A 22,730-nucleotide genomic window follows, 5' to 3' on the forward strand; every position below is an offset into this window, starting at 1 on the left:
CTCGCCGGAGGCCGAGCCTTACTCGCCGGAGGCGGCGGCCGGGGCGTCACCCGCGAGGGCGGCGACCGGCTTGTCCTCGGCGGCGTCGGTCTTCTTGGTCAGCTTGGCCTTCGGGCTGAACGTGAACTTGGCGTTCTCGCCCTGGCCTTCGCCGTCCCAACCCTCGACGTCCACCACGACCACCTGGCCGGGGCCCAGTTCGCCGAAGAGGATCTTCTCCGACAGCTGGTCCTCGATCTCGCGCTGAATGGTGCGACGCAGCGGGCGGGCGCCCAGGACCGGGTCGAAACCGCGCTTGGCCAGCAGGCTCTTGGCCTTCTCGGTCAGCTCGATCTCCATGTCCTTGTTCTTCAGCTGGTTGGCGACGCGGCCGATCATCAGGTCGACCATCTGGATGATCTGATCCTGGGTCAGCTGGTGGAACACGATCACGTCGTCGATGCGGTTGAGGAACTCGGGCCGGAAGTGCTTCTTCAGCTCGTCGTTGACCTTGAGCTTCATCCGCTCGTAGTTCGAGCCCTCGTTGTTGGACTGGGCGAAGCCCAGACCCACGGCCTTGGAGATGTCCGAGGTGCCGAGGTTCGAGGTGAAGATCAGGACGGTGTTCTTGAAGTCGACCGTGCGACCCTGACCATCGGTCAGGCGGCCGTCCTCGAGCACCTGCAGCAGGGTGTTGTAGATCTCCTGGTGCGCCTTCTCGATCTCGTCGAACAGCACCACCGAGAACGGTTTGCGCCGCACCTTCTCGGTGAGCTGGCCGCCCTCCTCGTAACCCACGTAGCCCGGAGGGGCACCGAACAGGCGCGAGGCGGTGAAGCGGTCGTGGAACTCGCCCATGTCGATCTGGATGAGCGCGTCGTCCTCGCCGAACAGGAAGTTGGCCAGCGCCTTCGACAGCTCGGTCTTACCGACACCGGACGGACCGGCGAAGATGAACGAGCCCGAGGGACGCTTCGGGTCCTTCAGACCGGCGCGGGTGCGGCGGATGGCCTTGGAGACGGCCTTGACCGCGTCCTCCTGGCCGATGATCCGCTTGTGCAGCTCGTCCTCCATGCGGAGCAGACGGGTGGTCTCCTCCTCGGTGAGCTTGAACACCGGAATACCGGTCCAGTTGGCCAGCACCTCCGCGATCTGCTCGTCGTCGACCTCGGCCACGACGTCCAGATCGCCGGAGCGCCACTGCTTTTCGCGCTCGGCCCGCTTGGCGACGAGCTGCTTCTCCTTGTCGCGCAGGCGCGCGGCCTTCTCGAAGTCCTGCGCGTCGATCGCGGACTCCTTCTCCCGGCGCGCCTCGGCGATCTTGTCGTCGAATTCGCGCAGGTCCGGCGGCGCGGTCATCCGGCGGATGCGCATGCGCGCGCCCGCCTCGTCGATGAGGTCGATCGCCTTGTCCGGCAGGAAGCGGTCGTTGATGTAGCGGTCGGCCAGGGTGGCGGCCGCGACCAGAGCGCCATCGGTGATGGAGACCCGGTGGTGCGCCTCGTAGCGGTCGCGCAGCCCCTTGAGGATGTTGATGGTGTGCTCGACCGTCGGCTCGCCGACCTGCACCGGCTGGAACCGGCGCTCCAGCGCGGCATCCTTCTCGATGTACTTGCGGTACTCGTCGAGGGTGGTGGCGCCGATGGTCTGCAGCTCACCGCGAGCCAGCTTGGGCTTGAGGATCGAGGCCGCGTCGATGGCGCCCTCGGCCGCGCCCGCACCCACCAGGGTGTGCAGCTCGTCGATGAACAGGATGATGTCGCCGCGGGTGTTGATCTCCTTGAGCACCTTCTTCAGGCGCTCCTCGAAATCACCGCGGTAGCGGCTGCCCGCGACCAGGGAACCCAGGTCGAGGGTGTAGAGCTGCTTGTCCTTGAGCGTCTCCGGCACCTCGCCGTTGACGATGGCCTGGGCGAGACCCTCCACGACGGCGGTCTTACCGACGCCGGGCTCACCGATCAGGACCGGGTTGTTCTTGGTGCGGCGGCTCAGCACCTGCATGACGCGCTCGATCTCCTTCGAGCGGCCGATGACCGGGTCGAGCTTGCCCTCGAGGGCGGCCTGGGTCAGGTTGCGGCCGAACTGGTCGAGCACCAGCGAGGTGGACGGGGTGCCCGTCTCGCCGCGCGAACCGGAACCCTCGACCGACTCCTTGCCGCCCTGATAACCCGAGAGCAGCTGGATGACCTGCTGACGCACGCGGTTGAGATCCGCGCCCAGCTTGACCAGCACCTGCGCCGCGACACCCTCACCCTCGCGGATCAGGCCGAGCAGGATGTGCTCGGTGCCGATGTAGTTGTGGCCGAGCTGCAGCGCCTCGCGCAGCGACAGCTCCAGCACCTTCTTGGCACGCGGGGTGAAGGGGATGTGGCCGGACGGAGCCTGCTGGCCCTGACCGATGATCTCCTCGACCTGCGACCGCACACCCTCCAACGAGATGCCCAGGGATTCCAGCGACTTCGCCGCGACACCCTCGCCCTCGTGGATCAGGCCCAGCAGGATGTGCTCGGTGCCGATGTAGTTGTGGTTGAGCATCCGGGCCTCTTCTTGGGCCAGGACAACGACCCGCCGTGCGCGGTCGGTGAACCTCTCGAACATCGCTCCCTCACTCTCCTGCTCCGCCTACTACGGCATCCGGCGCTTCAGACCCTGTGCTGCCCTTCTGGTCGCCAGCCTGCCATGAAGCCCTGGGGTTGCATCCCCCGACTCCACTCTAGTTGCCGGGGGTCACGCACGTCGTCCGTCCACCCTATTGCGAACCGGCCTCAGTACGACTCATTCAGTCATAACGGGGCAGTTGCGCGGACCGTTTCCACTTGGTCTACGCCCACAGCGAACAAGCCGGTCAGTCCCCTGTGAAGGGCGGAACGAACTCGCAGGGGACCGCCCGCGGATGCGCCGGATCGAGGGCATTGAGGGCGACCATCGCCCCGCGATGACTGCCCGCGATGGCCATGTGATCGGAGAAGTCGGTGGGGCAACCGTCCTGCATGCGGACATTGGTGGCATTGGGCGCGGGAACCAGCGCGACCGAGGGCCACACCGCCTCGTCGAAGTCGGAGGCCAGGTTCGTGTAGGTGACCGAGGGGTCGTAGACGCCGTCGGCGTTCAGGGCGTTCATGAACGAGGAGTTGCCGAGCATCTCCGGGCAGGCCTGGCAGATGGCGCTCATGGTCGGAATGGAGTCGACGGTGTCGGCGTCCACGCCGAGTCGGTGTCCGAACTCGCGCAGCACGTTCATCTGATCGCCGAAGATGCCCAGCCACGGCGGCGCGATGCCGACGAACTTGTCCACCTTGCCGTGCCCGCCCAGCCGCTTGATGTAGTAGTCGCCGACCGTATTGCCCTGCGAGTGCGCGACGAAGTCCACCTTGGCCGCGCCGGTCGCGTTCAACACGCGGTCCACGAAAGCGGCCAGCTGCGCGGCGCTTTCGGGGATCGGCTTCATGCCGCCCATGGCCGAGAGCGGCCACGGCACGTCGAGGCTGCCGTAGGTCAGCGCGAAGACGCAGTAGCCCTCATTGGCGAGCAGCGGCGCGTACGCGCCCCAGTTGGTCTGCGCGCCGCCCGCGGTGCCGTGAATGAGCACCACCGGATCGGGGTGCGCGGCGGTGGGTTTGCAGGACCAGTCATTGGCCCCGGGCAGGGAACCGCCGGGATTGGCGAGCTCGTACGGGATGCCCGCGAAGAAGTTGTATGTGACCGGATATTCCGCATGCGCGGCACCGCTCGAGCCGATCCATAGCATTGCCAGCACCGCCATGATCAGCAGCGATCCCGGCGTTCGACGCGTGGGCATCCTTCTCATGTTCCCTCCCAAATTAGAACGCGTTCCGTCAACCTAATCGGGAAACAAGCAAGGGAGATGGGTTACTGACGAGTAGGGTCTGAAACTCGTTCTAGTACAGGAAAACGGCGGTGGCCGGGACCCACAGGCGACTTGCGAAGCCGCACACCGGGTCCCGGCCACCGCCGGAAATTCGAGCGAATTACCGCTGACCGGAACCGAATCCGGGCTGCGGGGCAAACTGCTGGGCCGGGGGAAAGCCGGGCTGCACCGGGAAGGGCCAGGCCGACGCCGCCGACGCCGCCGGGGCCGCCTGCGCCACCGCGCCCGCCCGGGCGTGCTGCATGCCCGCCACGAACAGCGCCCCGGTCAGCACCAGGAAGGCCAGCGTGTGCAGCAACGCGCGGACGACATTCCAACGCACCCAGGAGGTTTCGAACTGCGCGCGCACCGCCGCCAGATCCCCGATCTGCCCCACGTCACCGGCATTGGCCAGCTGGTTGTTGAGCGGCACGTTCAGGCCGGAAGTGACGGCGAAGGCGATGATATTGAGCAGCAGCGCGACTCCGATCCAGATCAGGGTCGTGCGGGAACCCTTGCCCAGGTGCAGCGCGGCCGCCAGCACGGTGAAGCCGACCGTGCCCAGGAATCCGAGCATGAACCACGGGTTGATGATGACCACGTTGATCTTCTGCATGACATCGATCAGCGTGCGGTCGTCGGCTCGGTGCAGCGCGGGCATGACCGAGATGGCGTAGGCGTAGAAAACACCGGCGACCAGCCCGGTGGTCAATGTCGCCGCCACCAGAGCGGCCGTACGAAATGCGAACATTGTGATCTCCTGACTGGACCTGCCACCCGTGAGTTCCGGGTGATCGACTGCATCCAGTCAATCGCCAGCGGGCCTCGAAACCCATGGCTCAGAAGCTCGCACGCATGCGTGAGACGAACTCTCCTAACTCTCAGGGGCTTCGCCCCCGAACCCCCAGGGTCAGAGGTCGCGTTCGGAGATCACACCGGACTGCATGGCCAAGTTGGCCAGGCGGACTCGCTTCTGGTTCTGGGGGAGATCCTCGACGCCGAATTTGGCGAAGAGTGCGCGCAAATGGGTCTTGATGGCATCCACGCTCAGGAACAGTTCGGCGGCGATCTGCTGGTTCGAGGCGGGCGAGGCGAAGCCGTCATTGCCGCGCAGCGGGCGACACAGGGCGATCAGGACCGACCGCTGGGTTTCGGTGAGGGAGCGCAGGGTTGGCAGCCCGCCGGTGGAGGTCTGCGTGACATCGCCTGCGGCACCGGAGAAGTCGTGGAAGGTGACCCGCGAGGTACCCATGCGAATGACGTCGCCGGGCTGCAGCCGGTGTCGACCCACCAGGCGATCCCCATTGACGAAAGTGCCGTTGCGGGAAAGCCCGTCGTCCACGATGGTCCAGTGCGCGCCCAGGTATTCGGCGGTGGCGTGCAGGCGCGAGACCTCCACGTCCCAGAAGAGCGAGAGGTCGGCCTGCGGGGAGCGTCCGATGGTGATGCGGGGCTGGTCAGGGGACAGCATCAGCTCGTGCTGGCGTCCCTCTTGATCCTTGACTCGCAGGAAGGAACCGTGGAATGCGGTCACTGCGCCGATACCTCTTCTCTAGTTCCAGCCAGTGACATCGTCCGCACGTTTCAATGGTGCCTGGCCGCCGGGGCACGAGCAAGATCGTGGCTCGAGCCCGGCGGAGTGATCTTGGCGTTATACGCAAACCGTATGAATAAACCACTGCCGCCCGGGTTCGCACGAAACACCCGGACGGCAGTCGAATCGGCGACTAGTCGGACAACTAGTTCTTAGCAGCGGCCTTGTTGTAAGCCTCGGTGATGTCCGCGGAGATACGACCACGAGCGGACACCTTGTGACCATTCCGGCGCGCCCATTCACGAATGGCCGCGCTTTGTTCGCGATCGATCGACACCCGGTTCTTCGGGCCCGCGGCCGGAGCACCGGCCACCTTGGTACGACGCCGCCCACTCACCCGTCGAGCGGCGGAAACCCAGGTTTCCAGACCGTCCCGGAGCTTGGCCGCGTTCTCCGTCGACAAGTCGATCTCGTAGGACACGCCATCGATAGCGAACTCGATGGTCTCCTCCGCGATGGACTCACCGTCGACATCGTCGATCAAGCTAACGGTGACCTTCTTTGCCATGAGATGAACGTCCTCTCGAAATCGTGCGACCCGCATAGTCAGGCCGATTACCCGACGCCAGAATACCGCTAATTCCGATAGTCCCAGAACAGGCCCCGGAAATGCAATCCGGAAGAACTATCTGGCCGCCGGACGCACAATTGGAAAGAGTATCGTTTCCCGGATTCCGTGGCCAGTCAGGGCCATCAGCAAACGATCGATACCCATACCCGTTCCGGTTGTGGGGGGCATACCGTGCTCCATCGCGGCGAGGAAGTCCTCGTCCAGACGCATGGCCTCGTCGTCGCCCGCCGCGGCCAAACGTGCTTGATCCACGAAACGTTCACGCTGGATGACCGGATCCACGAGTTCGGAATAGCCCGTGGCGAGTTCGAAGCCGCGCACGTACAGGTCCCACTTCTCGGTAACCCCGGGCTTGCTCCGATGCTGGCGCGTCAGCGGCGATGTCTCGACCGGGAAGTCGCGCACGAAAGTCGGGGCGTAGAGCTTGTCGCCGTAGACGTGCTCCCACAGTTCCTCGACCAGTTTGCCGTGGCCATAGCCCTTGCCCTCGGGAATTTCCAGACCGACCCGATCGGCGAGTGCCAGCAATTCCTCGACGGTCGTTTCCGGCGTGACCTCCACACCGATCTGCTCGGACAGCGAGGGGTACATCTCGACGGTCGCCCACTCGCCCGACAGGTCGTATTCGGTGCCGTCGGCGAGCGTCACGACCTGCGTGCCGAAGACCTCCTGTGCGACTTCCTGGATCAATTCCCGCATCATGGTCGCGGAATCGTCGTAGGTGCCGTACGCCTCGTAGGTTTCCAGCATTGCGAACTCGGGCGAATGGGTGGAGTCCGCGCCCTCGTTGCGGAAGTTGCGGTTGATCTCGAAGACCTTCTCGATGCCGCCCACCACGCAACGCTTCAGGAACAGCTCCGGCGCGATGCGCAGGAACAGCTCCATGTCCAGGGCGTTGGAGTGGGTCACGAAGGGCCGGGCCGCCGCGCCGCCGTGGATGGTCTGCAGCATCGGGGTCTCGACCTCGAGGAATCCCCTGCGCTCCAACGCGTTTCGCAGCGCGCGCACGGCCGCCACCCGGGTGCGGGCCATCTCGCGCGCCTCCGGGCGCACGATCAGGTCGACATAGCGCTGGCGGACCCGCGACTCCTCGCTCATCTCCTTGTGCGCCACCGGCAGCGGGCGCAGCGCCTTCGCCGCCATTTCCCACGAGTCGGCCATGACGCTCAATTCGCCCGTGCGCGAGGCGATCACCTCGCCGTGCACGTGCACGAAATCGCCGAGATCGACATCGGCCTTCCAGGCCGCCAGGGATTCCGCACCGACACCGTTGAGGCTGATCATGGCCTGCAACTGGGTGCCGTCGCCCTCCTGCAGCCGGACGAAACACAGCTTGCCGGTATTACGGGCGAAAATGACACGCCCCGCAATCCCGACCAGCTGGCCGGTCTGGGTATCGGGCTCGAGATCCGGGTAGGCCGCGCGAATTTCGGCGAGGGTATGCGTCCGCGGCACCACCACGGGATAGGCCTCGCGCCCCTCCCCCAGCAACCGCTCACGCTTCTCCTGACGAATCCGCATCTGCTCGGGGACGTCATGCTCCACGGCGGCCGCGGCAGGCTTTTGTCCAGCGGAAACAGTGGTGTTTGCGGGAGAAGGGGGGGTGGGGGTGCTCACGGGTCTCTAGCCTATCTTGCGGCGGAAATCGATATTCCCGCCGCCCGGCCAATAAACCGTGAAACCGGGTCGGGGATGAACCTCAGACCCAGGCGAGCGTGGCTACCTCGCGCTCGAAGTGCGGGGCGGTCGCGGCGACGGTGAGAAGTCCGGCGGCTTTCAACGCCTGGTATCCGCCGTCCAGATCGGTCGCGCGGCGCAGTCCCAGCTGCTGCAACGAGGCGGCGGCCAGGCTCGAGGTGTAACCCTCGGAGCAGACGATGATCCATTCCACGTCGTGGTGTTCGGCCAGCGCCAAACGGGCGGAACTGGTCGGGTCCAAACGCCATTCCAGGACATTTCGTTCGATGACCAGGGCGCCCGGCAGGGTGCCCTCGCGCAGGCGCTGGGCCTGCGGGCGAATATCCACCAGAATCGCCCCGCGCGCGATGGCCTGCGGCAATTCGATCGGGAGCAGGCGACGCAGCTGCTGGCGGGCGTGGGCGAGCATGCCGTCGATCGTCAAGTGGGTCATTCGAGTTCGCCTTCGGGCTGGTCGGTGAGGACGGAACGGGTGCGCCGCAGGGTGCCGTGGCCGGTGACCTCGTAATAGGACATGGCCGTCAGCGGCGGGGAATAGGCGTGCACACTCAAAGTCGGGTTCAGCGGGCCGGTGATTCCGGCTTCTGCTTCGGGCGCACGCACCACGTCGTGCACCCAGCCGAGCGGGAAAGAGGCCTGATCACCCGCGGTGAGGGTGCGGCGGCGCAATTCCCGGCCATTCCAGCGATATTCGGAAAGCGCGCCGGAGAGCACGGTCAGCGCCCCCAGCGAACCGGCGTGATCGTGCAGTTCGGTGTACTTGCCCTCGACCCAGCTGATCAGCCAGATGTCCACCTCGTCATCGGCGACGAGCCGTGCGGCCCAACGGTTTTCGGTGGGCCACAGGCCGCCCTCGGGCAGCAGGTGGTCGTAGCGGCCCTCCAGCACGTCCTGGGCGCCCTCGTCGGTCAGACGCAGCAGGTCGGCCGGGCGCAGCCGGGTCGGCAGGGCGGAGGCGGTGGCCCGCTCGGTCACCTCGGGCAGCAGGCGCGAGGTGTTCGCACGGGTGGCGGCGTCGGCACGGGTATCGACGGGTAGGGAGAGAACAGAGGAACGCATGAGCGAAACTCCAAGGAATGTGAAAGTGGTCGGGGGCTATACGAAGCCTCGACGACCGTCGAGGCGAATCAGCCTCGACAACACTCCTGGGTGCTCACGCGGAAATACACGTCGGCGAGTCTAACAGTGCGGCGCCGGGAATCAATAGCGCCTCCCGGCGACGACTGCGTCACTTTTATTCCGGCCGGTCTGTTCAGGGGCGGGTATCCCGGGCGCGGCGCTGCTGGTTGCGCTCGTAGACCAGACGCAGGCCGTCCAGGGTCAGATGCGGCTCGTGGTGCTCGATGGTCTCCGACTCCGGCACGATGAGCGGTGCGGTCGCACCCGTCGCCACCACCGCCACATCGTCGCCGGAGAAGGCGTCGATATCGCGAATGCGGTCGATCAGCCCGTCCACCAGGCCCGCGAATCCGAAGATGGCGCCCGACTGCAGACATTCCATGCTGTTCTTGCCCACCACCGACCGCGGCCGGGTCAACTCCGCGCGGCGCAGCGCACTGCGGGCAATCAGGGCCTCGGTGGAAATCTCCACCCCCGGCGCGATACTGCCGCCGAGAAATTCCCCCTTGGCCGACACCAGGTCCACACAGATGGCGGTGCCGAAATCCACCACGATGGCCGGGGACTGGAAACGGTGATATGCCGCAAGACAATTCACGATGCGATCCGCGCCGACTTCCTTCGGATTGTCGACCAGCAGCGGAATACCGGTGCGCACACCGGGTTCCACCAGCACGTGCGGCACGTGACCCCAATACCGCGCGAGCATTTCCCGCAGTTCGCGCAGGACCGGCGGCACCGTGGACAGCGCCGCGACGCCGATCACCTGATCGGCGTCCGCGCCGATCAGGCCGCGCACCTGCAGCGCGAATTCGTCCGCGGTCAGCAGCGGATTGGTGTGCATCCGCCACTGCCGCACCAGCTTCGCGTGGTCCCCGCTGCCGGAGAACAGGCCCAGCTCGATGCTGGTGTTGCGGACATCGATACAGAGCAGCATGCCCGCCCGCCGCTCAGGCCAGGGTGAGCGTGCGCGGCGAGATCAGGTCCGACCCCTCGGGTGCGTGCGCCGGGTCGGTGCCGAGCTCGATGGGGCGGTTGCGCTCGTCGACGAAAACCACATGCGGCGCATAGTCTTTCAGCTCCTCGGCGTCCATCATCCCATAGGCGATGAGGATGACCAGATCACCCGGGTGCACGAGATGCGCTGCGGCGCCGTTGATTCCGATCACGCCGGAGCCGCGCTCGCCCGCGATCACATAGGTCTCGAGCCGGGCCCCGTTGGTGATGTCCACGATCGAGACCTTCTCGCCCTCGAGCAGATCGGCGGCGTCCAGCAGATCCTGGTCCACGGTCACCGAGCCGACATAGTGCAGATCGGCGTGAGTCACCGTGGCCCGGTGGATCTTCGACGTCATCATGGTGCGCAACATCGTCGTCGCCTCCTAGAGAGTTGCCTGGGCAGGCTGGTCGGGAACGGTGGGCTGACCATCGAGCGGCTTGCCGATGGAGACGGGCATATTGTCGATCAGGCGGGTGGTGCCGACCCGGGCCGCGACCAGCAGGCGGGCATTGCCGCTGGGCCACTCCTCGGAGAAGTCGGAACCGCGCAGGGCCAGGTAGTCGAGCTCGATCTGCGGGGCCAGCGCCAGCACCTCGCTCGCGGCCGTCAGCACCGCCTCGGGACCGCGGCCCGCCGCATGGCGACCGGCCAGCAGCGCGGCCGACAGGGTCGTGGCCAGCTCGCGCTCCTCCGGGCTCAGGTACCGGTTGCGGGAGGACTTGGCCAGGCCGTCCGCCTCCCGGACGGTGGCCGCGGGCACGATCTTCACGTCCATGTTCAGGTCCACGACCATCTGGCGGATCAAAGCCAGCTGCTGGTAATCCTTTTCGCCGAAGAACGCCTCGTGCGGCTGGCAGATATTGAACAGCTTGGACACCACGGTGAGCACGCCGGAGAAATGGCCGGGGCGGGTCGCGCCCTCGAGAATGTCGCCGTACGGACCGGCCTGCACCGTGGTGCGGGGGCCGAACGGGTACATATCGTTCGCGCTGGGCGCGAACACCAGCTCGACGCCCTCGCCACGCAGCAGTTCGACATCGGCGTCGAGGGTGCGCGGGTACTTGTCGAGATCCTCGTTCGCGCCGAACTGCAAGGGGTTCACGAAGATCGACACGATGACCGTGGTGTTGGTCAGCTTCGCCAGCCGCACCAGCTCCAGGTGGCCCTCGTGCAGCGCGCCCATGGTCGGCACCAGCGCGACCCGGCGGCCCACCGACTTCAAGGCCTTGACGACCTTGGTCATGATGGCCGGATCGTGGTGCACGGTCAACTCGCCGCGCTTGTAGGTGCCGATCAGTTTGGGATCCATGGGGTGGTCAGCGTCCTTCCAGCAGGTCGAGCAGGGCGGGGTTGGTCTTGGCGCGTTCGGCCGAACGCAGTGACTGGGCGCGATACCCGGCGGCCAGGCGGGGATCCACGGCTTCGAGGGCCTCGAGGTGCGCGGCCACGGCCGCCACATCGCCGCGGGCGACCGGACCGGTGAGCGCGGCGGGGCCACGGCGCAGGGCATTGTCGAGGGCCGCCGAGGCCAGGGGCGCGAGCATGCGTTCGGCCAGACCGCCCGGCTGATCGTCGACGGTCTGCTGGCCCAGCAGCCCCGGGCCCGCGAGGGCGGCGCGCAGCGCCTCGACGGCGTCCACGATCAGGGTCACCAGGTGGTTGCTGCCGTGCGCGAGCGCCGCGTGATAGAGGGTGCGGTGCTCCTCGGAGACCCGCACCGGTTCGCCGCCCATCTCGATGACCAGGGACTGCGCGATGGCGTAGCCGATGTCGTCGGCGGCGGTGATGCCGAAACAGGCGTTGGCCAGTCTGGCCACATCCTCGTCGTGCCCGGTGAACGTCATGGCCGGGTGGATGGCCAGCGGCAGCGCGCCCAGCGCGGTGAGCGGCGCGAGAATGCCGACTCCGTTCGCGCCCGAGGTGTGGGCCACGATGGTGCCGGGGCGGACCGCCTTCGCGGCCGCCAAACCGGTGATCAGACCGGGTAATTCGGCGTCGGGAACGGCCAGGAGCAGCAGTTCGCTGCGGGCGGCCACCTCCTCGGCGGGCAGGACCTGGGAATCCGGCAACCGCGTCGCGGCACGCCGCAGCGAGGCATCCGAAATCGCGGATACCCCGAATACGACATGACCGGCCCGCTCGAGTGCCGCGCCCAGTGCGGATCCGACGCGTCCCGCCGACACGATTCCCACCGTCAGGCGTGCGGGCGCAGGATCACTCCAGACATCCTTGTCCGAGGTCACTTTGTCCTCTCGAAAGTCGTTCCAGTCCCGCCATGCGGGTACCGGACGTTACTCGGCGAGGATATCGCCGCCCATTCGCCAGAGCCACAACATGTGGGATAGGCAACTCTGGCGGGCGGCGGCTAGTGGGTGTTCTCGGACTTCAGGTTGGCCATGATTTCGGCGACCGAGAGGCGCTGGGTGCCTTCGGGGTCGGGGGCGTCGTCGCGGCGGCGACGCCGGGCGGTGGCCCGGCCCACCGGGGTGGACGAGGCGGGGTCGGCGTGCAGGCGCGGGATCGGGGTGGCGTGCGCGGTCGCGGCGGCCGGTTCGGGCGTGCGGGTTTCCTTGGCGGGCTCCGGGTTCGGGGTCGGGGCGGACGAATCCGATTCGGCGGCGGCGCGTTCGGCGGCGCGTTCGGCCTCGTAGTCCTGGCGCATGGCGTCGGTGATGATCGAGGTCTCGGCGGTCACCGGGTCGTCGAAGGGGGTCGCGAAGGCGGGCGGCTCGGGATGCTCGGGATCGAACTTGGGGGCGATGCGGGCGCGCGGGTCCTCGTCGTCCTCCTGCTGATCCGGCGAGGACCAGGGATCCCACGGATCCGCGTCCGGCCAGCTATTGTTCGCCGCCTCCGGGGCTTCGGCGCCGTCTCGGCTCGGAAGTTCCTGTACCCGAACGGCATCCGCGCGCAGGGCGGGGCGTTCGAAGGGCAGGTCGCCGTCGAAAAGGCGCTGCAGACTCTCGCGCAGGACGGTGAGTTCGGCGCGCAGCGCGGCCATCTCCGCGGCGTCCGCGCCCACCTCGTGGCGGACCCGGGCCTCCACGCCCAGTTCGTATTCGCGGCGCGCGGCAACCTCGCGCTCGAGCTGGAGTTGGTAGACCTTCTGCAGGTCGCCGACTTTCGCCTTGTCGATGGCCGCCTCCCTGCGATAACGCGTGGCGGCGAGGGCACCCACGGCGGCCGCCCACAGGGCCGCGACCAGGCCAACGCGGATCAGATGCAGGTTGTCGGTGAAGATCAGGAAAACGCTGGCAACCAGTCCGAGGAGAAGCAGAAAGCCGGTGAACAACTTTCCCGCATCCTCCCGCCGCCGACGGGAAGCACTGCTACGGGAGGGTGAAACCATGCCAGCCAGCGTAGCGTGATCTTCCGGACCGGGCCCCCACCTTGGCGATCATCAGTATCAAAGCGTTAGCTATGAAGTAGCTGCTTCATCGGGAGGGTCGATGGGGGCACGGCAGCAATATTCCAGCCACAAAGCCGCGGCCACCAATCCGGCACCGCCGATCAACCCCACCACCGCGCCCGGCGTATCCGACGCCGCCGCACGCAGATCCGAGCGCTGCATGAGCAGCCACACCAAAAAGCCCAGCCAGATGCCGCCCACCAGCGAGCCCACCTGCGCCGACGCCTTGGCCAGCGCCACCGCCCGGGCCGCCGTGATCGGATGCAGCTGACCGGAACCCGGGCCGATGCCGTGATTGTCCTTGCGCTGCCGAATCACCAAGGCCAGCACCAGCTCCAGCAGCGCCACCGGAATCAGCGAGGCGCCCGAGAACACCGAGATGGGTGGGAAACTCGAATACGCCATATTGGTGGCGACCCAGGCCACGATCGCGGCCAGCAGGACATTCGCCGACAGGTCGAGAATGCGCGTCGGCTTCACCGCATCAACTCCAGCATCAGGGCGTCCATCCCAAACTGAGTTCGGTGCGGCGCACACCCGCCACCTCGGCGGAATCCAAGGCGGACAGCCACTCTCGCACCGACCGCGACGCGCCCGTCGCTTCCAGTCGGGCCTCCGGCTCCACCTCGAGCCACGGCACCAGCACGAACGCGCGATTGTGGGCCTGCGGATGCGGCAGCGTCAGCACCGGGTCCAGGCTGGTCACCACCACCCGCACATCGCGGCGGCGCTGCTCGGCCCACACCACGTCCACGTCGAGAGTGCGCGCGCCCCAGCGGACTTCGCGCACCCGTCCCGCGGCCTGCTCCAGCTCCTGGCCCAGCCGTAGCCAGTCCGACGGCTCCAGGGCCGGATCCTCGGCCACCAGAACGGCATTCAGATAGTCCTGCTGCGGCACCCCGCCCCAGGGCGGCGTGGAGTACACCGACGACACCGCCACCACGCGCGGGCCCAGCGCCGACACCACGCTGCGCAGGTGCGCCAGGCGGTCGCCCAAATTGGATCCGATGGACAGAACTACGCGGGTCACCGCTCTACTCCTCCGGTTCGCGACGGCGGGATGTGACTACTCGGACGTCTTCGAAGGTATGCGGAATCGGCGCGAACGGCTTGTGCAGCACCACTTCCACGGCCTGGATGCGGGGATCGGCCATGATGTCGTCGGCGATCCGCGAGACCACCGTCTCGATCAGGTCCCGCGGTTCACCGGACACGATGGCGACCACCTGCTCGGCGAGCTCACCGTAGTGGACGGTGTCGGCGATGTCGTCGGATTTGGCGGCGGCGGTGAAATCGGTCCACAGCGTCACGTCCACGACGAACTCCTGGCCGTCGCGCTTCTCGAAATCGAAGACGCCGTGATGGCCGAACACACGCAGACCGCGCAGTTCGATTCGGTCCCCGGACAATCCGAGGCGATCAATGCTCACAGCGACTCCCCCGCAATGCTCACGGCTGCTCCCCCGCCGCGCGCCGGTACCGATCTCGCAGTCGCCGCGCCGCGTTCGTGGCCGCGTCGACCACCGCGATGGCGTCCAGCGAGGACCGCACATCGTGCACGCGCACGCCCCACGCCCCGTGCTCGGCGGCCAGGGCGGAAATCGTGGCCGTGGCCACCTCGCGGCCGTCCGGCGGGCGCGGACCCTGGTCGTCCGCGAGCAGCGCGCCGAGAAAACGCTTGCGGGAGGCCCCGATCAGCACCGGCAGACCCGCGTCCATCAGCTCGGTCATGCGATAGAACATGCCGCCCAACAACTCCCAGTTGTGATCGGCGTTCTTGGCGAAACCCAGGCCTGGATCCAGCACCAGCTGCCCGAAGTCGACGCCACCGGCGAGGGCGAACTCGACCTGCGCGTTCAGCTCCTCCCAGACCTTGCTCACCACATCGTCGTACTGCTCGGCCGGACCGGTGTGCCGATAGTCGGCGTCGGCCCGCCAGTGCATGAGGATCCACGGAATCTTGGTCGCCGCAACGACTTTCACCATGTCCGCGTCGGCGCGGCCGCCGGAGACGTCGTTCACCATGGACACGCCCGCCTCGATGGCCGCCTCGGCCACGCTGGCGCGCATGGTGTCCACGCTGGTCGGCACCCCGGCCGCGGCGAGCCGCCGGATCACCGGAACCACGCGCGCCGCTTCGGTTTCCGGGTCGATGCGCACCGCACCGGGGCGGGTCGACTCACCGCCGACATCGATGATGTCCGCGCCCAGCTCGTACAGCTCGAGCCCGTGCGCGACCGCCAGAGCAGGATCGAGATAGCGGCCACCGTCGGAGAACGAATCGCTGGTGACGTTCACCACGCCCATCACCACGCACGAGCGGCCCCCACGCGGAACGACCAATCCGGCCCCCCGCGTACCGCTCTCGGCCATGGCGGGTGCGCTCACTTCCGCAGAATCAGGTCGAGGGCCTCCGCGCGCGAGGACGCGTTGGACTGCAGCAGGCCGCGCACCGCCGAGGTGGTGGTGGAGGCGCCGGGCTTGCGGATGCCGCGCATGGCCATGCACAGGTGCTCGGCCTCGATCACCACGATGGCGCCGCGCGGCTCCAGCTTGGCCATGACCGCGTCGGCGATCTGACTGGTCAACCGCTCCTGCACCTGCGGGCGCTTGGCGTACAGGTCGACCACGCGGGCCAGCTTGGACAGTCCGGTCACCCGCCCGCTCGGACCGGGGATGTAACCGACGTGCGCGACACCGTGGAAGGCAACCAGGTGGTGTTCACAGGTCGAGTACATGGGGATGTCGCGGACCAGCACCAGCTCCTGGTGGCCCTCGTCGAAGGTGGTGTTGAGCACCTCGGACGGATCGGTGAACAGGCCCGCGAACATTTCCCGATAGGCCCGCGCCACCCGTGCCGGGGTGTCGGCCAGGCCGGGCCGGTCCGGATTCTCACCGACCGCGATGAGCAGCTCGCGCACGGCCTTCTCGGCGCGTTCCTGATCGAAGGGCCGACCGGTGTCGAGCGCGATCGGCCCGGTCACGCTGGTCGCGCCGTCCTCGTCGAGCGCGCTCACCTCGTGTTGCTCGAGGACGTGGTTGTTGGTGGCCGACAATCGACACCTCCTGTGTTGACTTGCCGCACGTGCAGACGCGGCCTGGACGCGGTCGCCGACCACTCGGGCGGGCCCGGCGGCGGGGTGTGCACCCGGCTGCCGAGCCCGGCCCGAGCCGGGCCGCGAACCCATTGAGCGTATCGGGACCGCGATCAGCGACGACCGTTCGGTCCGTCCCAACCGTTCTTCTCGTCCTCGTCATTCCCGGCGGGCTGCTGCCCGGTCGGATAGTCCGGCTGCTGGCCGTAACCCGGCTGGTACTGCCCGCCGCCGGGCTGGTAGCGCTGATTGCCCGCGGGCGCCCAGCCGCCGTACGCGCCGCGCGGCTGCGGCGCCTGCGTCTCCTCCTCCGGCGGCCAGCCCGGCGCGGACCAACCGGCCGGAGCGCCGTAGTCCGGACGCGAACCGTGTGTCGGGGCGCCACCGTGGCGCGGGTAGGCCGCGCCCTGCGGCAGGGGGTAACCCTGCGGCGCGGGGGCCGGGTAGCCGCCGTACTGCGGGGCACCGCCGTAGGCCGGTTCCGGATATCCGTTGGCGGGCTGGGCAACCGGACGCGACGGCCGCGAATCCTCTTCCGGCCACGGCTCACCGCGCTCGGCGGCCAGCTCGCGCGGTGTCTTCACCGGCGGGCGGTCCGACGGGGTGCGATCGCCGAAATCGTTGAAAGCCGTGATGCGCGGGCGCTTTTCGACGGTGGTGAGCACCTCTTCGAGATCCTTGCGGTGCAGGGTCTCGCGCTCGAGCAGCGCGGTGGCGAGCGAATCCAGCTCGTCGCGGTACTCGTTGAGCACCGCCCACGCCTCGGTGTGCGCGGCCTCGATGAGGTTGCGCACCTCCTCGTCGATCTCGCGGGCCACCTCGTGCGAGTAGTCCGAGGCCATGCCCATGGACCGGCCCAGGAACGGGTCGCCCTGCTCCTGGCCGTAGCGGACCGCGCCCAGGCGGGCGCTCATGCCGTACTCGGTGACCATGGCGCGCGCGATCTTGGTGGCCTGGTCGATATCGGAGGACGCACCGGTGGTCGGCTCGTGGAACACCAGTTCCTCGGCCGCGCGACCGCCCATGGCCATGACCAGGCGGGCGATCATCTCCGAGCGGGTCATCAGGCCCTTGTCGTCCTCGGGCACGGTCATGGCGTGGCCGCCGGTGCGACCGCGGGCCAGAATGGTGACCTTGTAGACGGGCTCGATATCGGGCATCGCCCAGGCGGCCAGGGTGTGCCCGGCCTCGTGGTAGGCGGTGATCTTCTTCTCGTGCTCGGAGATCACCCGCGACTTGCGACGGGGACCGCCGATGACGCGGTCGACCGACTCCTCCAGGGCCGCACCGGTGATCACGTTGCCGTGCTCGCGCGCGGTGAGCAGCGCGGCCTCGTTGATGACATTGGCCAGATCCGCGCCGGACATGCCGACGGTCCGCTTGGCCAGACCCTCGAGATCGGCGTCGGGCGAGATCGGCTTGCCCTTGGAGTGCACCTGCAGAATCGCGCGGCGGCCGTTGAGATCCGGGTTGCCGACCGGGATCTGGCGGTCGAAGCGGCCCGGGCGCAGCAGCGCCGGATCCAGGATGTCGGGGCGGTTGGTGGCGGCCATGATGATGACGCCGGTGCGCTCACCGAAGCCGTCCATCTCGACCAGCAGCTGGTTCAGCGTCTGCTCACGCTCGTCGTGGCCACCGCCGAGGCCCGCGCCGCGCTGGCGGCCGACCGCGTCGATCTCGTCCACGAAGATGATGCAGGGGCTGTTCTGCTTGGCCTGATCGAACAGGTCGCGCACGCGAGACGCGCCGACACCGACGAACATCTCGACGAAGTCCGAACCGGAGATGGTGAAGAACGGCACCCCGGCCTCACCGGCAACGGCCTTGGCCAGCAACGTCTTACCGGTGCCGGGCGGGCCGTAGAGCAGCACGCCCTTCGGGATCTTCGCGCCCAGCGCCTGGTAGCGCGCCGGGTTCTGCAGGAAGTCCTTGATCTCGTAGAGCTCTTCGATGGCCTCGTCGGCGCCCGCCACATCCTGGAAGGTGGTCTTGGGCATGTCCTTCGACAGCAGCTTGGCCTTGGACTTGCCGAAGCCCATCATGCCGCCGCGGCCGCCGCCCTGCATGCGCGCCATCACGAAGATGAACAGGCCCAGCAGGATCACCATGGGCAGCATGAACAGCAGGATCTGGCTCAGCCAGGAATCCTGCTTGACGGTGGTGTTGACCTTGGCGCCGGAATCCTCGGCGGCCTTGAAGATCTGCGCGGAGACCTCACCGCCGCCCGGGTACTTGGCGATGAGCTTGGTCTCACCCTTGGTGGCATCGTTGCCGTTCTTCAGCGTGATGCGCAGCTGCTGTTCTTTGTCGTCGATCTGGACCGATTCGACATTGGACTTGTCCTGGAGCTGGGACAGCGCCACCGAGGTATCGACGCTATGCCAGCCGCGCGTGTCGTTGCTGAAATAGCTGACCAACCAGATCACGAGCAGAAAGCCCGCGACTATGGCCAGGTTGCGGAACACAGTCTTGCGGTTCATAGAGCGTCGGCCGGCGGCCAGTCCTTTCCGGGGGGGGTATCCGGTTTGCCTGCGATGCTTGCGTGGCACGCCCGTTCCGGCGAACGGATGCGGACATGCCACGTTACCGCGTACGGTCTAGTCGATACATCGCGCAGTTCGGCAGGTAGTGCAGTTCAGCAAGTAAACGGCTGGAGAACGCGGGTGGTTCCCCGACCATCTGCGGCAACACATCGGATCGATCACCCCCTGGTGTCGGACCGAGTGGTCACAATCATGGCATGGTCGTCCTATCGTGAGTGACGACACAACAGAGCGCAGGGGGTATGGACATAGTCGAGCTACGGACACCCACGGCGATTGTGCGCCATGGCAACGGGCGTTTGACGGTGCTGCGGCCCGGAACGGACGGCGAGCGCGTGCTCGACGTGCCGGTCAGCGACCTGCTCAAGGTGCGCTTGAACCGGCGCGCCGATGACGCCGTCGTCATCGAGATCTACCTGCGCTACCCCACACCCGTCCTGACCGGAGTTCCGGCCGACCGGACCCCGCTGCCGGTGCTCATCGCCGAACACGACGTGCCCGCCGCCACCGTCATCGTGGAGCGCATCAACAATCAGGTGCTGGCCACCCAGCGCCTGGACGTGGCCGCGCCCGATCTGACCCCGCCCGCGCCCTCCTGGGGCCGCACCGGGCCCAGCCGCGCCGACGTGGACCGCGCGGTGCGGCGGATGGCCCCGAAGCGGGATGCCAAACCGGCCGTCGCGGCGCTGCAGCGCTATGTCACGGCCGACGAGTACGTGCTGGAGACCGCGCTGGTCACCGCGCAGCCGCCCGCACCCAAGGCGACCGGGCTGCTGGCCGTCACCACCACCCGGCTGATCTTCGTCTCGCTCGGCTCGGGCAAGCGTTTCGCCCACGAGCTACCCATCGCGACCCTGCTGTGGGCCCGCACCACCGATGAGGCCGACGCTCCGGCCACGGCGCCGGGCGAATACGGGGTCGAGGTCAGCGACGGCAATCTGACCTGGCATTTCACCGGCACCGATCGGGCGGACACCGATCGGGTCACGGGCGCTTTGAATTTCGCCATCCAGCGCGAGGTGGCCGATGGCGCGGCGGGTCCTGCGGATCCGGGCGTGGCCAAGCTGTACTCGGAGTGGGAATTATTGGTCGAGCGGCATTCGCTCGGCATGGTCGACGACGCGCAGTTCCAGCGCTACGGGCGCGGAATTCTGCGGTCCCTGCCGGACTGACGGAAAAGGCCGGACCGACGGAAAGGGTTGGGGGCCAAGCCCCCAGCCCTTCACGAGCTTTCGGTATTGGCGCGCGCGGCTATTCGTCGGGCTGCAGGGTGATGCGTCGCCACGGGCTCGTGGGCCGCATCCACAGGCGCAGCAATTCCAATCGCCGGTCCACGCCACCGGATTTCAGTTCCGCGAGATCCTCGCACGCCTGCCAGTAGGTCCATCCGGCCAGATAGGCATCGCCGAATTGCCGCCAGTTGCGGTATTTGCGCTGGGCCGGGGGCAGGGCACGCATGAGGTAGTCCCAGGCCACGTCGGCGTCGAGATAACCGGCGGTGTAGGCCATGCGGGCCACGGCGACCACGCGGGCCAGATCCCAGGCCTGAATATCGGTCGGCAGGGGGCGAACCAGATGGTCGGTGAGCCCGAGCTTGATGGCCTGCGACCAAATGTCGTAATCGCGGACCAGCGCCTCCGGATTCTCCATGCCGCGGAAGGATCCGACCTGCCGTAAGAAGGCGCGGTGCCGATCGGCGCGCTCGCCGAAGCGATCGCGTTCAGGGGAGTTGATGGCGGCCATGACGAGCGGATGCACCAGGGCGTAGAGCGGGCCGTGCATGCCGTCGAGAAGTTGTTCCATGGAGGCCATGGCCTCGGTGCCGTCGGTGATGCCCCATGCGCCGGTCAGGGTGTCGATGGCAAGCTCTCGGCGATCGCCGAGCGGGTGTTCGCGTTCGGGGCCGAGCAGCAGCGCGTCGTGGAAGGCGTCCCAGCGGGCGGAGTAGAAACCCCCCAGCGACAGAGCACGCAATTCGTCGTCGGAGACCTGCGCGCCGGACCAATGATCATCCTCGCGCTCATCCAGCTCCGGATACGGAAATGTCGTCAACGTAGGCACGTCGCGGGCAGGCATACCGTGAGTCTAATTTGCCTCCGCTTCGCTCCGGCTGGTTCGCGGCCCGACAGTCTTGGGATGATCCGGTGCGAATGGTCAGCAAACCGTTCGGTCCGAAATTTGGGCGGCGCAGTCGGGCAAATGTCTGAATCTTGCCCTGTCACACGGGGTAATCGGGCGCTAACCTCTGGGGGCATGAGTGGGAACATCACCCTCCTGCGCGGGCTGACCCCGGCTGCCACGGAGCAGGAAATCTATGCCGCCGCACAGGAATACGTGCGCAAGGTCGGCGGGGTGTCGGGTTTGACGACGGCCACCAAGACGGCCGTCGACAAGGCGGTGGCGGCCATTGCCGCGGCCACCACCCAATTGCTGGCGGAATTACCGGATCGGCGTCCCTCCGAGGGCGAGGCGCCGGTGCGCCGCCGGGTTCGCGACACCGTCACCGAAGAGGCGAGCTGAGACTCACACGCCGTAGACCGCCACGCAGTCGAGCGCCATTTCCAGCCGGGCGCCGCGCTGGTCGAGCGAGTGACCGAGTAGTTCTTCTATGCGCTGAATCCGGTATCGCACCGTGTTCTTGTGCACGCCGAGCAGTTTCGCGGCCGCGTCAGGGCTGCGGCGGGCGCGCAGATAGGCATGCAGGGTTTCCCGCAGTCGCGCCGACTGCGCGTCGGGCGCGGCGAGCGCGCCCAGTTCCCGATCGATGAGCGACCGCATGGCGACCTCGTCGGTGCCCGCCAGATAGGCGACCTCCACCTCCGCGTAGTGCGTCACCCGCGGCGCGCCCGGGCGGGCGCGCTCGGCGACCTGGCGGGCGGCGACGGCCTCCCGGTGGCTGGCGCGGAATCCGGCGGTGTGCGCGGCCGGTGCGCCGACCGCCACCCGCACGGGTGCGTCCACCGACCACGCCGGGTCCGCGGCCGCGGGCCCCTCGCCGTCCAGCCCGATCCAGGCCCACAGCGCCGAGGCCCCCGACGGCATGGTGAGCAGACTGCCGTTGCCGAGGGCGGCCGCGTAGCGGGCCACGATCCGATCCAGCAGGCCGACGGCCTCGCCGGTGCCATCCGGCAGGGGCGCGGCGTCCTCGTCGGTCCACAGCACCAGTGCCACATGCCGCTGTGCGAGCCGGTATCCGAGTCTGGCGGAGGCGCTTTCGGTGTCCACCTCCGCACCGTCGAGCAGGCTGCGCACGATTTCGGCGCGTTGGGTGAAGGCGGCGCGCAGGCCGCGTTCGCGTTCGGCCATGTAGGTGTCGGTGAGGGTCTCGACCGAGGTGCTCACCCACCGGGTGGTGCGGTCGAAAAGCCGCAGCAGCACCGATCTTTCGATGTCCGGCGGCAGCTGCCGCTGTTCGAGCACCTCGGTCATGTAGTCGATGACGGCCTCTTGACCGAGGTGGTAGACGCGCAGCAGCAGGCGCACGTCGTAGCCGCGGCGGGCGAGGGTGCGCGCGAAGGCGTGCGCCTCCTCGGGCACCGGGTAGTGGAAGCGGTCCTGGGTGAGGCCGCTGAGCACCTCGACCGCGTGGGCGCGGCTGCTGGCGGCGAGATCGCGGCGCATGTCCCGGTCCCGCAGTTCCGGAATGCGGGCGATGATGGCGTCGTCCAGGCGGGTGACGACCTGTTCGAGAGTTTCGGGGGGCAGGGTCTCGGCGACGAAGTCGGCGATCCACTGGCGGATCTCCGCGCTGTTCGGCGTCGTCGCCACGAAAGACCTCCCCAGTTGTACTCAGGGCACAAAACCGACCGGAACAATTGACTCGATTGGCCAAGCATCGGCCCTCGAAATTGTGT

The 22,730-nt window shown here is 67.6% G+C and carries 23 protein-coding genes; 2 read left to right on the plus strand and 21 right to left on the minus strand.

The features are described 5' to 3' along the window. Nucleotides 1–18: 18 nt before the first annotated feature. The 19 genes from VMT40_RS03935 to ftsH form a co-directional block, all read right to left on the minus strand. Nucleotides 19–2,577: an ATP-dependent Clp protease ATP-binding subunit gene (locus tag VMT40_RS03935; protein ID WP_326309965.1), complete on the minus strand. Its 2,559-nt coding sequence runs from the start codon at nt 2,575–2,577 to the stop codon at nt 19–21. 247 nt (nt 2,578–2,824) lie between these two features. Next, a complete protein-coding gene (locus tag VMT40_RS03940; protein WP_326356584.1) occupies nt 2,825–3,778 on the minus strand; it encodes an esterase/lipase family protein in 954 nt (317 codons plus the stop codon). A 190-nt stretch (nt 3,779–3,968) separates the two neighbouring features. Further along, entirely contained in the window at nt 3,969–4,598 is a 630-nt protein-coding gene (locus VMT40_RS03945) for an anthrone oxygenase family protein (RefSeq protein WP_326356585.1), read from the minus strand. 159 nt (nt 4,599–4,757) lie between these two features. Continuing rightward, complete coding sequence (locus VMT40_RS03950; RefSeq protein WP_036545715.1) at nt 4,758–5,381, minus strand: FHA domain-containing protein; 624 nt, start codon at nt 5,379–5,381, stop codon at nt 4,758–4,760. A 205-nt stretch (nt 5,382–5,586) separates the two neighbouring features. Continuing rightward, entirely contained in the window at nt 5,587–5,949 is a 363-nt protein-coding gene (locus VMT40_RS03955; protein ID WP_326309968.1) for a histone-like nucleoid-structuring protein Lsr2, read from the minus strand. 117 nt (nt 5,950–6,066) lie between these two features. Next, complete coding sequence (gene lysS, locus VMT40_RS03960) at nt 6,067–7,533, minus strand: lysine--tRNA ligase (protein ID WP_326357183.1); 1,467 nt, start codon at nt 7,531–7,533, stop codon at nt 6,067–6,069. Nucleotides 7,534–7,711: 178 nt separating this feature from the next. Next, nucleotides 7,712–8,143: a rhodanese-like domain-containing protein gene (locus tag VMT40_RS03965; protein WP_442789898.1), complete on the minus strand. Its 432-nt coding sequence runs from the start codon at nt 8,141–8,143 to the stop codon at nt 7,712–7,714. Beyond that, on the minus strand, nt 8,140–8,769 hold the full coding sequence (locus VMT40_RS03970) for a cysteine dioxygenase (RefSeq protein ID WP_326356586.1): 630 nt from the start codon (nt 8,767–8,769) through the stop codon (nt 8,140–8,142). Before VMT40_RS03970 ends, VMT40_RS03965 begins: the two co-directional genes overlap by 4 nt. Nucleotides 8,770–8,962: 193 nt before the next feature. Beyond that, nucleotides 8,963–9,766 carry a type III pantothenate kinase gene (locus VMT40_RS03975; RefSeq protein ID WP_326356587.1) on the minus strand — a complete coding sequence of 268 codons (804 nt, stop codon included), beginning with the start codon at nt 9,764–9,766 and terminating at the stop codon, nt 8,963–8,965. Nucleotides 9,767–9,779: 13 nt separating this feature from the next. Then, the gene (gene panD / locus VMT40_RS03980; protein ID WP_326309973.1) at nt 9,780–10,199 is read right to left on the minus strand and encodes an aspartate 1-decarboxylase; all 420 of its coding nucleotides are present in this window, start codon (nt 10,197–10,199) and stop codon (nt 9,780–9,782) included. A 12-nt stretch (nt 10,200–10,211) separates the two neighbouring features. Further along, the gene (panC, locus tag VMT40_RS03985; RefSeq protein WP_326356588.1) at nt 10,212–11,138 is read right to left on the minus strand and encodes a pantoate--beta-alanine ligase; all 927 of its coding nucleotides are present in this window, start codon (nt 11,136–11,138) and stop codon (nt 10,212–10,214) included. Between the two features lie 7 nt (nt 11,139–11,145). Then, nucleotides 11,146–12,072, minus strand: coding sequence for a Rossmann-like and DUF2520 domain-containing protein (locus VMT40_RS03990; RefSeq protein ID WP_326356589.1), 927 nt, complete (start codon nt 12,070–12,072; stop codon nt 11,146–11,148). 122 nt (nt 12,073–12,194) lie between these two features. Beyond that, the gene (locus tag VMT40_RS03995) at nt 12,195–13,178 is read right to left on the minus strand and encodes a DUF6779 domain-containing protein (RefSeq protein WP_326356590.1); all 984 of its coding nucleotides are present in this window, start codon (nt 13,176–13,178) and stop codon (nt 12,195–12,197) included. Between the two features lie 69 nt (nt 13,179–13,247). After that, a complete protein-coding gene (locus VMT40_RS04000) occupies nt 13,248–13,718 on the minus strand; it encodes a DUF3180 domain-containing protein (RefSeq protein ID WP_326356591.1) in 471 nt (156 codons plus the stop codon). Nucleotides 13,719–13,734: 16 nt separating this feature from the next. Then, entirely contained in the window at nt 13,735–14,268 is a 534-nt protein-coding gene (gene folK / locus VMT40_RS04005; RefSeq protein WP_326356592.1) for a 2-amino-4-hydroxy-6-hydroxymethyldihydropteridine diphosphokinase, read from the minus strand. 4 nt (nt 14,269–14,272) lie between these two features. Then, the gene (folB, locus tag VMT40_RS04010; RefSeq protein WP_326356593.1) at nt 14,273–14,668 is read right to left on the minus strand and encodes a dihydroneopterin aldolase; all 396 of its coding nucleotides are present in this window, start codon (nt 14,666–14,668) and stop codon (nt 14,273–14,275) included. A 19-nt stretch (nt 14,669–14,687) separates the two neighbouring features. Beyond that, nucleotides 14,688–15,611 (minus strand): dihydropteroate synthase, encoded by a 924-nt coding sequence (folP, locus tag VMT40_RS04015; RefSeq protein ID WP_326357185.1) that lies wholly within the window; start codon nt 15,609–15,611, stop codon nt 14,688–14,690. Nucleotides 15,612–15,622: 11 nt separating this feature from the next. Then, on the minus strand, nt 15,623–16,255 hold the full coding sequence (gene folE / locus VMT40_RS04020) for a GTP cyclohydrolase I FolE (RefSeq protein ID WP_326357186.1): 633 nt from the start codon (nt 16,253–16,255) through the stop codon (nt 15,623–15,625). Nucleotides 16,256–16,446: 191 nt separating this feature from the next. Further along, entirely contained in the window at nt 16,447–18,813 is a 2,367-nt protein-coding gene (ftsH, locus tag VMT40_RS04025) for an ATP-dependent zinc metalloprotease FtsH (RefSeq protein WP_326356594.1), read from the minus strand. 305 nt (nt 18,814–19,118) lie between these two features. Here ftsH and VMT40_RS04030 point away from each other — a divergent pair, with 305 nt between their 5' ends. Next, complete coding sequence (locus tag VMT40_RS04030) at nt 19,119–20,048, plus strand: hypothetical protein (RefSeq protein ID WP_326356595.1); 930 nt, start codon at nt 19,119–19,121, stop codon at nt 20,046–20,048. A 79-nt stretch (nt 20,049–20,127) separates the two neighbouring features. Here VMT40_RS04030 and VMT40_RS04035 read toward each other — a convergent pair whose 3' ends face one another. After that, nucleotides 20,128–20,952: a DUF1266 domain-containing protein gene (locus VMT40_RS04035; protein ID WP_326356596.1), complete on the minus strand. Its 825-nt coding sequence runs from the start codon at nt 20,950–20,952 to the stop codon at nt 20,128–20,130. A gap of 177 nt (nt 20,953–21,129) precedes the next feature. Between VMT40_RS04035 and VMT40_RS04040 the strand changes: the two genes are divergently transcribed. Further along, nucleotides 21,130–21,396 (plus strand): DUF2277 family protein, encoded by a 267-nt coding sequence (locus tag VMT40_RS04040; RefSeq protein WP_326309983.1) that lies wholly within the window; start codon nt 21,130–21,132, stop codon nt 21,394–21,396. A 3-nt stretch (nt 21,397–21,399) separates the two neighbouring features. Here the strand turns inward: VMT40_RS04040 and VMT40_RS04045 are convergent, their stop codons facing one another. Next, on the minus strand, nt 21,400–22,644 hold the full coding sequence (locus tag VMT40_RS04045) for a PucR family transcriptional regulator (RefSeq protein WP_326356597.1): 1,245 nt from the start codon (nt 22,642–22,644) through the stop codon (nt 21,400–21,402). Nucleotides 22,645–22,730 lie beyond the last annotated feature (86 nt).

The sequence above is a fragment of the Nocardia sp. CDC160 genome (assembly GCF_035818795.1).
GTDB lineage: Bacteria > Actinomycetota > Actinomycetes > Mycobacteriales > Mycobacteriaceae > Nocardia.

What these genes read in the sequence shown, in the direction of transcription:
- VMT40_RS03935 (WP_326309965.1), bottom strand. Translation starts at nt 2,577, where the DNA reads ATGTTCGAGAGGTTCACCGACCGCGCACGGCGGGTCGTTGTCCTGGCC.
- VMT40_RS03940 (WP_326356584.1), bottom strand. Translation starts at nt 3,778, where the DNA reads ATGCCCACGCGTCGAACGCCGGGATCGCTGCTGATCATGGCGGTGCTG.
- VMT40_RS03945 (WP_326356585.1), bottom strand. Translation starts at nt 4,598, where the DNA reads ATGTTCGCATTTCGTACGGCCGCTCTGGTGGCGGCGACATTGACCACC.
- VMT40_RS03955 (WP_326309968.1), bottom strand. Translation starts at nt 5,949, where the DNA reads ATGGCAAAGAAGGTCACCGTTAGCTTGATCGACGATGTCGACGGTGAG.
- lysS (WP_326357183.1), bottom strand. Translation starts at nt 7,533, where the DNA reads ATGCGGATTCGTCAGGAGAAGCGTGAGCGGTTGCTGGGGGAGGGGCGC.
- VMT40_RS03965 (WP_442789898.1), bottom strand. Translation starts at nt 8,143, where the DNA reads ATGACCCACTTGACGATCGACGGCATGCTCGCCCACGCCCGCCAGCAG.
- VMT40_RS03970 (WP_326356586.1), bottom strand. Translation starts at nt 8,769, where the DNA reads ATGCGTTCCTCTGTTCTCTCCCTACCCGTCGATACCCGTGCCGACGCC.
- VMT40_RS03975 (WP_326356587.1), bottom strand. Translation starts at nt 9,766, where the DNA reads ATGCTGCTCTGTATCGATGTCCGCAACACCAGCATCGAGCTGGGCCTG.
- panD (WP_326309973.1), bottom strand. Translation starts at nt 10,199, where the DNA reads ATGTTGCGCACCATGATGACGTCGAAGATCCACCGGGCCACGGTGACT.
- panC (WP_326356588.1), bottom strand. Translation starts at nt 11,138, where the DNA reads ATGGATCCCAAACTGATCGGCACCTACAAGCGCGGCGAGTTGACCGTG.
- VMT40_RS03995 (WP_326356590.1), bottom strand. Translation starts at nt 13,178, where the DNA reads ATGGTTTCACCCTCCCGTAGCAGTGCTTCCCGTCGGCGGCGGGAGGAT.
- folP (WP_326357185.1), bottom strand. Translation starts at nt 15,611, where the DNA reads ATGGCCGAGAGCGGTACGCGGGGGGCCGGATTGGTCGTTCCGCGTGGG.
- ftsH (WP_326356594.1), bottom strand. Translation starts at nt 18,813, where the DNA reads ATGAACCGCAAGACTGTGTTCCGCAACCTGGCCATAGTCGCGGGCTTT.
- VMT40_RS04030 (WP_326356595.1), top strand. Translation starts at nt 19,119, where the DNA reads ATGGACATAGTCGAGCTACGGACACCCACGGCGATTGTGCGCCATGGC.
- VMT40_RS04035 (WP_326356596.1), bottom strand. Translation starts at nt 20,952, where the DNA reads ATGCCTGCCCGCGACGTGCCTACGTTGACGACATTTCCGTATCCGGAG.
- VMT40_RS04040 (WP_326309983.1), top strand. Translation starts at nt 21,130, where the DNA reads ATGAGTGGGAACATCACCCTCCTGCGCGGGCTGACCCCGGCTGCCACG.